General features: G+C 58.7%; 6 protein-coding genes. 2 read left to right on the forward strand and 4 right to left on the reverse strand.

The annotated features are described in order from the left end of the window. Window positions 1-2: 2 nt before the first annotated feature. From V7773_RS22210 to V7773_RS22225, 4 genes are all read right to left on the reverse strand, one after another. On the reverse strand, window positions 3-1439 hold the full coding sequence (locus V7773_RS22210; RefSeq protein ID WP_063323529.1) for an NAD(P)(+) transhydrogenase (Re/Si-specific) subunit beta: 1437 nt from the start codon (window positions 1437-1439) through the stop codon (window positions 3-5). After that, window positions 1439-1762: an NAD(P) transhydrogenase subunit alpha gene (locus tag V7773_RS22215; protein ID WP_003187010.1), complete on the reverse strand. Its 324-nt coding sequence runs from the start codon at window positions 1760-1762 to the stop codon at window positions 1439-1441. The genes V7773_RS22210 and V7773_RS22215 overlap by 1 nt, the downstream gene beginning before the upstream one ends. Window positions 1763-1777: 15 nt before the next feature. Beyond that, a complete protein-coding gene (locus V7773_RS22220) occupies window positions 1778-2899 on the reverse strand; it encodes a Re/Si-specific NAD(P)(+) transhydrogenase subunit alpha (RefSeq protein WP_047230082.1) in 1122 nt (373 codons plus the stop codon). Between the two features lie 431 nt (window positions 2900-3330). Next, complete coding sequence (locus tag V7773_RS22225) at window positions 3331-4230, reverse strand: LysR family transcriptional regulator (RefSeq protein WP_063323528.1); 900 nt, start codon at window positions 4228-4230, stop codon at window positions 3331-3333. A 156-nt stretch (window positions 4231-4386) separates the two neighbouring features. On the opposite strand from V7773_RS22225, the gene V7773_RS22230 reads away from it, so the two are divergent. Together V7773_RS22230 and V7773_RS22235 are read left to right on the forward strand one after the other, a co-directional pair. Continuing rightward, window positions 4387-5568, forward strand: a complete 1182-nt coding sequence (locus V7773_RS22230) for an acyl-CoA dehydrogenase (RefSeq protein WP_014335919.1) — start codon at window positions 4387-4389, stop codon at window positions 5566-5568. Window positions 5569-5581: 13 nt separating this feature from the next. Further along, window positions 5582-6802, forward strand: coding sequence for a CaiB/BaiF CoA transferase family protein (locus V7773_RS22235; RefSeq protein WP_336075149.1), 1221 nt, complete (start codon window positions 5582-5584; stop codon window positions 6800-6802). Window positions 6803-6887: the final 85 nt, after the last annotated feature.

Consider the following 6887-nt stretch of genomic DNA (forward strand, 5'->3'; position numbering starts at 1 on the left):
CGTTATTCCACTGCTTTGACCATGTCTTCGATGACTTTCTTGGCGTCACCGAACACCATCATGGTCTTGTCGAGATAGAACAGTTCGTTGTCCAGGCCCGCATAGCCGCTGGCCATCGAGCGCTTGTTGACAATGATGGTCTTGGCCTTGAAGGCTTCGAGGATCGGCATGCCGGCAATCGGCGATTTCGGATCGTTCTTCGCCGCCGGGTTGACCACATCGTTGGCGCCAAGCACCAGCACCACGTCGGCCTGGCCGAACTCGGAGTTGATGTCTTCCATCTCGAACACCTGGTCGTAAGGCACTTCGGCCTCGGCCAGCAAGACGTTCATGTGCCCGGGCATGCGACCAGCCACCGGGTGGATCGCGTATTTGACAGTTACGCCGTGGTGCGTCAGCTTCTCGGTCAGTTCTTTCAACGCGTGCTGCGCCCGGGCCACTGCCAGGCCGTAGCCCGGGACGATGATCACCGTGTCGGCGTTGGTCAGCAGGAAGGTCGCGTCGTCAGCCGAGCCGGATTTCACTGGGCGGGCTTCTTTGGAGCCTGCCGGGCCAGCAGCATCTGCGGTGTTGCCGAAACCGCCGAGCAACACGTTGAAGAACGAACGGTTCATCGCCTTGCACATGATGTACGACAGGATCGCACCGCTCGAACCCACCAGCGAACCGGCGATGATCAGCATCGAGTTGTTCAGTGAGAAGCCAATGCCCGCTGCGGCCCAACCGGAATAACTGTTGAGCATCGACACCACTACCGGCATGTCCGCACCGCCGATCGGGATGATGATCAGCACGCCCAGAACAAACGCCAGGGCCAGCATCAAGGCGAACGCGCCGAGGTTGCCGGTGAACATGAACATCAGGCCCAGGCCCAGCGTCGCCAGGCCCAGGATCAGGTTGAGCTTGTGCTGGCCACCAAACTGTACCGGTGCGCCCTGGAACAGGCGGAACTTGTACTTGCCCGAGAGCTTGCCGAACGCGATCACCGAACCGGAGAAGGTGATTGCACCAATGGCTGCGCCGAGGAACAGCTCCAGACGGTTACCGGCGGGGATCGAATCACCCAGCTGCTTGACGATACCCAGGGACTGCGGCTCGACGACGGCGGCGATGGCAATGAACACCGCCGCCAGGCCGATCATGCTGTGCATGAACGCCACCAGCTCCGGCATCTTGGTCATCTCGACGCGCTTGGCCATGATCGAGCCCGCGGTGCCGCCGATCAGCAGGCCGACGATGACGTAGCCGATGCCGGCAGTCGCCAGCTCAGCACCGAGCTTATAGATAAGGCCCACAGTGGTGAGCACCGCCAGCGCCATGCCGAGCATGCCGAACAGGTTGCCACGGCGAGAGGTGGTGGGGTGGGACAGGCCTTTGAGGGCCTGGATGAAGCAGATTGACGCGATCAGGTAGAGCGTCGTTACCAGGTTCATGCTCATTACTTGGGCGCCTCTTCTTTTACGGCTTTCGGGGCTTTTTTCTTGAACATCTCGAGCATGCGGCGCGTCACGAGGAAGCCACCGAAGACGTTCACCGCGGCCAGGGCCACGGCGAGGGTGCCCATGGTCTTGCCCAGAGGCGTTACGGTCAGTGCGGCAGCGAGCATGGCGCCGACGATCACGATCGCCGAAATGGCGTTGGTCACCGCCATCAACGGCGTGTGCAGTGCAGGTGTCACGTTCCAGACCACGTGGTAACCGACATAAATCGCCAGCACAAAGATGATCAGGTTGTAGATACCGGGGGAGATAAGCTCTTCCATTGTCTGAATCCCTGCTTAGGCGTTTTTACGGATGACTTGGCCGTCGCGGCACATCAGGCACGCGGCAACAATGTCGTCTTCCAGGTTCACGTCGAACTGACCTTCCTTGGTGAAGACCAGCTTCAGGAAGTCCAGCAGGTTACGGGCGTACAGCGCCGAAGCGTCGGCCGCGACTTCACCGGCCAGGTTGGTCGGGCCGCAAATGGTCACGCCATTCTCGATCACGACCTGGTCGGCCACGGTCAGCGGGCAGTTACCACCCTGGGCTGCCGCGAGGTCGATGACCACCGAGCCCGGTTTCATCTGCGCGACGGTTTCGGCACTCAGCAATGTCGGTGCCTTGCGGCCCGGAATCAGTGCGGTGGTGATGACGATGTCCGCCTGTTTGGCGCGCTCGTGCACCGCTTGGGCCTGGCGCTGCATCCAGCTGGCTGGCATGGGCCGGGCGTAACCACCGACGCCGACGGCGCATTCACGCTCTTCGTCGGTTTCGTAAGGCACATCGACGAATTTGGCGCCGAGGGATTCGATTTGTTCCTTGACCGCCGGACGCACATCCGAAGCCTCGATCACCGCGCCCAGGCGCTTGGCGGTGGCAATCGCCTGCAACCCCGCCACGCCCGCGCCGAGAATCAGCACGCGCGCCGCTTTCACGGTGCCCGCTGCCGTCATCAGCATCGGCATGAAGCGCGGATAGTGATGAGCGGCCAGCAGCACGGCCTTGTAGCCAGCAATGTTCGCTTGAGACGACAGCACATCCAGGCTTTGGGCACGGGAGGTACGTGGCGCGGCCTCAAGGGCGAAAGCGGTAATACCGCGTTCGGCCAGCTTGGCGATGGTTTCGTTGTTGAACGGATTGAGCATGCCCACCAGAACGGTGCCGCTCTTGATCAGCGTCAGTTCGCTGTCGCTGGGAGCCACCACCTTGAGGATCAGTTCGGCCCCGAATGCATCACTGGCGCTGCCAATGGTTGCGCCCGCCGCCTCATAGGCACTGTCAATTACGCTGGCCTTGATACCGGCGCCGCTTTGGACAGTGACTTTATGGCCTTGGCCGATCAACTTCTTGATGGTTTCCGGGGTAGCAGCAACCCGTGTTTCACCCGTTTGGGTTTCGAGGGGAACACCAATGTGCACGTCAAATCTCCTGCGTGATCTTATTGAGTAAACCCAGGCACTTCGGATGGCGCGGCTGGGGCGGCCGATCAGCACGATCCCGCCAAACCAGGCGGGGCGCGGCATTTTGCAGGCGAAAATTCAGCCCTTCAAGGGATTATGACGGGTGACGGAAAATTAACTACAAGTCACCCTGTGACCGAATGTCGCAATTATCGAACGGCAGCCCTTGTGGGCCGTGCTTTCCAAGGATTCAGGTTCAAATTGACAATTTTTCCCATCGGCCAGATGAATAAGCGCTGATGCATTGCGCGATATGGCTCCAGGCCATGTATTTAGACGCTTTGGAGACTACTGCACGGGTTCGGTAACAGATTGACTGAATGCGACATAAACTTATATCTGTAGCGACCCCTGTTAGTTTACTACCTAAGTCTGTTTTCATTTTTTTATTAATAATCAATAAGATAGCCGTTGGCTTGTTTCACGAGCCAGTCACGAAAAGCCCGAAGGGAGGCGGATTCGACCTTTCGCTCCGGAATCATCAGGTAATAGGCCTTGATGCTCGACAGCGCGTTACGGTTGGCCACGACCAGTCGTTTTTCTGCCAGTTCGCGTTGAATCAAAAAGGGCGGAATCAGCGCGATACCCATGTCGTGCATAGCCGCTTGGGCGAGCATGGAGAATAGTTCATAACGCGGCCCTGTCAGGTCTCGCGCAATATTCAGGTTCTGGGCGTTGAACCACTGGCGCCACGCATACGGGCGAGTCGTCTGCTGGAGCAAGGGCAATTCGGCGATGGCCTCTGGTGTCAGGCTCGTCCGGCCTCCCAGTAAGGTAGGGCTGCATACCGGCATCGGATTTTCGCCCATCAGCTTGTGGGATTCGGTGCCGGACCAGTCCGCATCACCAAAATAGATAGCGGCGTCAAACTCTGTGTCCGCAAAGAGAAAGGGCCGTGTGCGGTTGGTCAGGTTGACGGTGACTTCCGGATGCTGCTGCTGGAAATCCTTGAGGCGTGGTAGCAGCCATTGAGTGCCGAAAGTTGGCACCACGGCCAGTTCGATCACGTTCGCACCGGTATGCCCCATCACCGAAAGAGCGTCGCGCTCGACGGCATCCAGTTGGGTGGCAACTCGACGGCTGTAGGAAAGGCCGGCTTCGGTCAGTTTGACGCCTCGACGTGAGCGTCGGAAAAGCTCCACGCTGAGGAAGTCTTCCAGGCTGGCGATTTGTCGGCAGATAGCGCCTTGGGTAAGAGAAAGCTCGTGCGCCGCCTTGGTGAAGCTCTCATGACGTGCGGCAGCCTCGAAACTGATCAGGGCGGTGGTGCTGGGGATTTTACGGCGCATGTACACAAGCCTCACTCAATATCGACATAAACGGGGTTTATGGCGTTTACGGAGTGAGAAATTAGCACAAGATAGTGCGCAATCCTCGTTTGCCCTTGTAGGAAAGCGCGCCTAGGATCAATCCACGATTTTCATCTAATTGGCGAGGACTCTTTCATGGCCGGTAAAGCGAGCTTCAACTGGATCGATCCATTGTTGCTGGATCAGCAGCTCACCGAAGAAGAACGCATGATCCGCGACACTGCCGAGCAGTTCGCCCAGCAAAAGCTCGCGCCGCGGGTGCTGGAAGCGTTCCGCCATGAGAAGACCGACCCGGCGATCTTCCGCGAGATGGGTGAAGTGGGCCTGCTGGGGGCAACCATTCCTGAACAGTACGGCGGCAGTGGGCTGAACTACGTCAGCTATGGCCTGATCGCTCGCGAAGTCGAGCGCGTCGATTCCGGTTATCGCTCAATGATGAGCGTGCAGTCTTCGCTGGTCATGGTGCCGATCAATGAATTCGGTACCGAGGCGCAAAAACAGAAGTATCTGCCAAAGCTGGCGTCTGGTGAATGGATCGGTTGCTTTGGTCTGACCGAGCCGAACCATGGTTCCGACCCGGGTGCGATGATTACTCGTGCGCGCAAAGTGGAAGGCGGCTACAGCCTGACGGGTAGCAAAATGTGGATCACCAACAGTCCGATCGCCGATGTGTTTGTCGTCTGGGGTAAGGATGACGCTGGCGATATCCGCGGCTTCGTTCTCGAAAAGGGCTGGAAGGGTCTGAGTGCACCGGCTATTCATGGCAAGGTCGGCCTGCGCGCCTCCATCACTGGCGAAATCGTAATGGACAACGTATTCGTTCCGGAAGAGAACATTTTTCCCGATGTCCGCGGCCTGAAGGGCCCGTTTACCTGCCTGAACTCGGCGCGTTATGGCATTTCCTGGGGGGCTTTGGGGGCAGCTGAGTTCTGCTGGCATACCGCTCGCCAGTACACGCTGGACCGACAGCAGTTTGGGCGTCCTCTGGCTGCCAATCAGTTGATCCAGAAGAAACTGGCCGACATGCAGACCGAAATCACCCTGGCCTTGCAGGGATGCTTGCGCCTGGGACGTATGAAAGATGAAGGCACGGCGGCGGTCGAGATCACCTCGATCATGAAGCGCAACTCCTGCGGCAAGTCCCTGGATATCGCTCGCATGGCGAGGGACATGCTGGGTGGCAACGGTATTTCCGATGAGTTCGGCATTGCTCGTCATCTCGTGAACCTGGAAGTCGTAAACACCTATGAAGGTACCCACGACGTTCATGCGCTGATCCTGGGGCGTGCGCAAACCGGTATCCAGGCGTTCTATTAATAGGAGAACGGTCATGGGCGCGCTTTCACATCTGCGGGTATTGGATTTATCGAGAGTCCTGGCCGGGCCGTGGGCCGGACAGATCCTGGCGGACCTGGGTGCTGATGTCATCAAGGTCGAGCGTCCCGGCAATGGTGACGATACGCGCGCCTGGGGGCCGCCCTTCCTTAAGGATGCCCGAGGCGAGAACACGACCGAGGCTGCTTATTATCTGTCGGCCAATCGCAACAAACAGTCGGTGACCATCGATTTCACGCGTCCAGAAGGGCAGCGGCTGGTGCGAGAGCTGGCGGCTAAGTCCGATATCCTGATCGAAAACTTCAAAGTTGGCGGGCTGGCGGCTTATGGTCTGGACTACGAGTCGCTAAAGGCGATCAATCCGCAATTGATCTATTGCTCGATCACTGGGTTTGGCCAGACGGGCCCTTATGCCAAGCGTGCCGGGTATGACTTCATGATTCAGGGGTTGGGGGGCTTGATGAGCCTGACCGGCCGCCCAGAGGGCGATGAGGGGGCGGGGCCGGTGAAGGTGGGAGTCGCGCTGACGGATATCCTCACGGGGCTGTATTCGACTGCTGCTATTTTGGCGGCGCTGGCTCATCGGGATCATGCCGGCGGCGGCCAGCACATCGATATGGCCTTGCTGGATGTCCAAGTGGCTTGCCTGGCCAATCAGGCGATGAATTACCTGACCACAGGTCATGCGCCGAAGCGGTTGGGCAATGCTCATCCGAACATCGTGCCTTATCAGGATTTTCCTACGGCCGATGGCGATTTCATCCTTACGGTGGGTAACGACGGCCAGTTCCGAAAATTCGCTGAGGTTGCAGGTCAGCCGCAGTGGGCCGACGATCCGCGTTTTGCCACAAACAAGCTGCGGGTGGCGAATCGGGCGGTGTTGATTCCGTTGATTCGCCAGGCGACGGTGTTCAAGACTACCGCCGAGTGGGTGGCTCAGTTGGAGCAGGCGGGTGTGCCGTGTGGGCCAATCAACGATCTGGCCCAGGTGTTTGCCGATCCTCAGGTGCAGGCGCGTGGATTGGCGATGGAGTTGCCTCACGTATTGGCTGGGAGCGTGCCGCAGGTGGCCAGTCCGATTCGACTCTCCGAGACGCCGGTGGAATATCGCAATGCGCCCCCTTTATTAGGGGAGCATACGCTGGAGGTCTTGCAGCGAGTGTTGGGGTTGGACGAAGCCGCGGTGACGGCATTCAGAGAGGCGGGGGTTCTGTGAGTCTTCTCTTCTATATAGAGGACGATTCTTAAGGGCGAAAGCAGTGGGTTTGCCGGTGTTGCGCAACTTATTGATAGAAAAGCGA

It is taken from the genome of Pseudomonas sp. 3JA, assembly GCF_036961705.1.
Classification (GTDB): Bacteria; Pseudomonadota; Gammaproteobacteria; order Pseudomonadales; family Pseudomonadaceae; genus Aquipseudomonas; species Aquipseudomonas fluorescens_Q.

Coding starts and splice junctions, on each gene's coding strand:
- V7773_RS22210 (WP_063323529.1), bottom strand. CDS start 1,439: ATGAGCATGAACCTGGTAACGACGCTCTACCTGATCGCGTCAATCTGC.
- V7773_RS22215 (WP_003187010.1), bottom strand. CDS start 1,762: ATGGAAGAGCTTATCTCCCCCGGTATCTACAACCTGATCATCTTTGTG.
- V7773_RS22225 (WP_063323528.1), bottom strand. CDS start 4,230: ATGCGCCGTAAAATCCCCAGCACCACCGCCCTGATCAGTTTCGAGGCT.
- V7773_RS22230 (WP_014335919.1), top strand. CDS start 4,387: ATGGCCGGTAAAGCGAGCTTCAACTGGATCGATCCATTGTTGCTGGAT.
- V7773_RS22235 (WP_336075149.1), top strand. CDS start 5,582: ATGGGCGCGCTTTCACATCTGCGGGTATTGGATTTATCGAGAGTCCTG.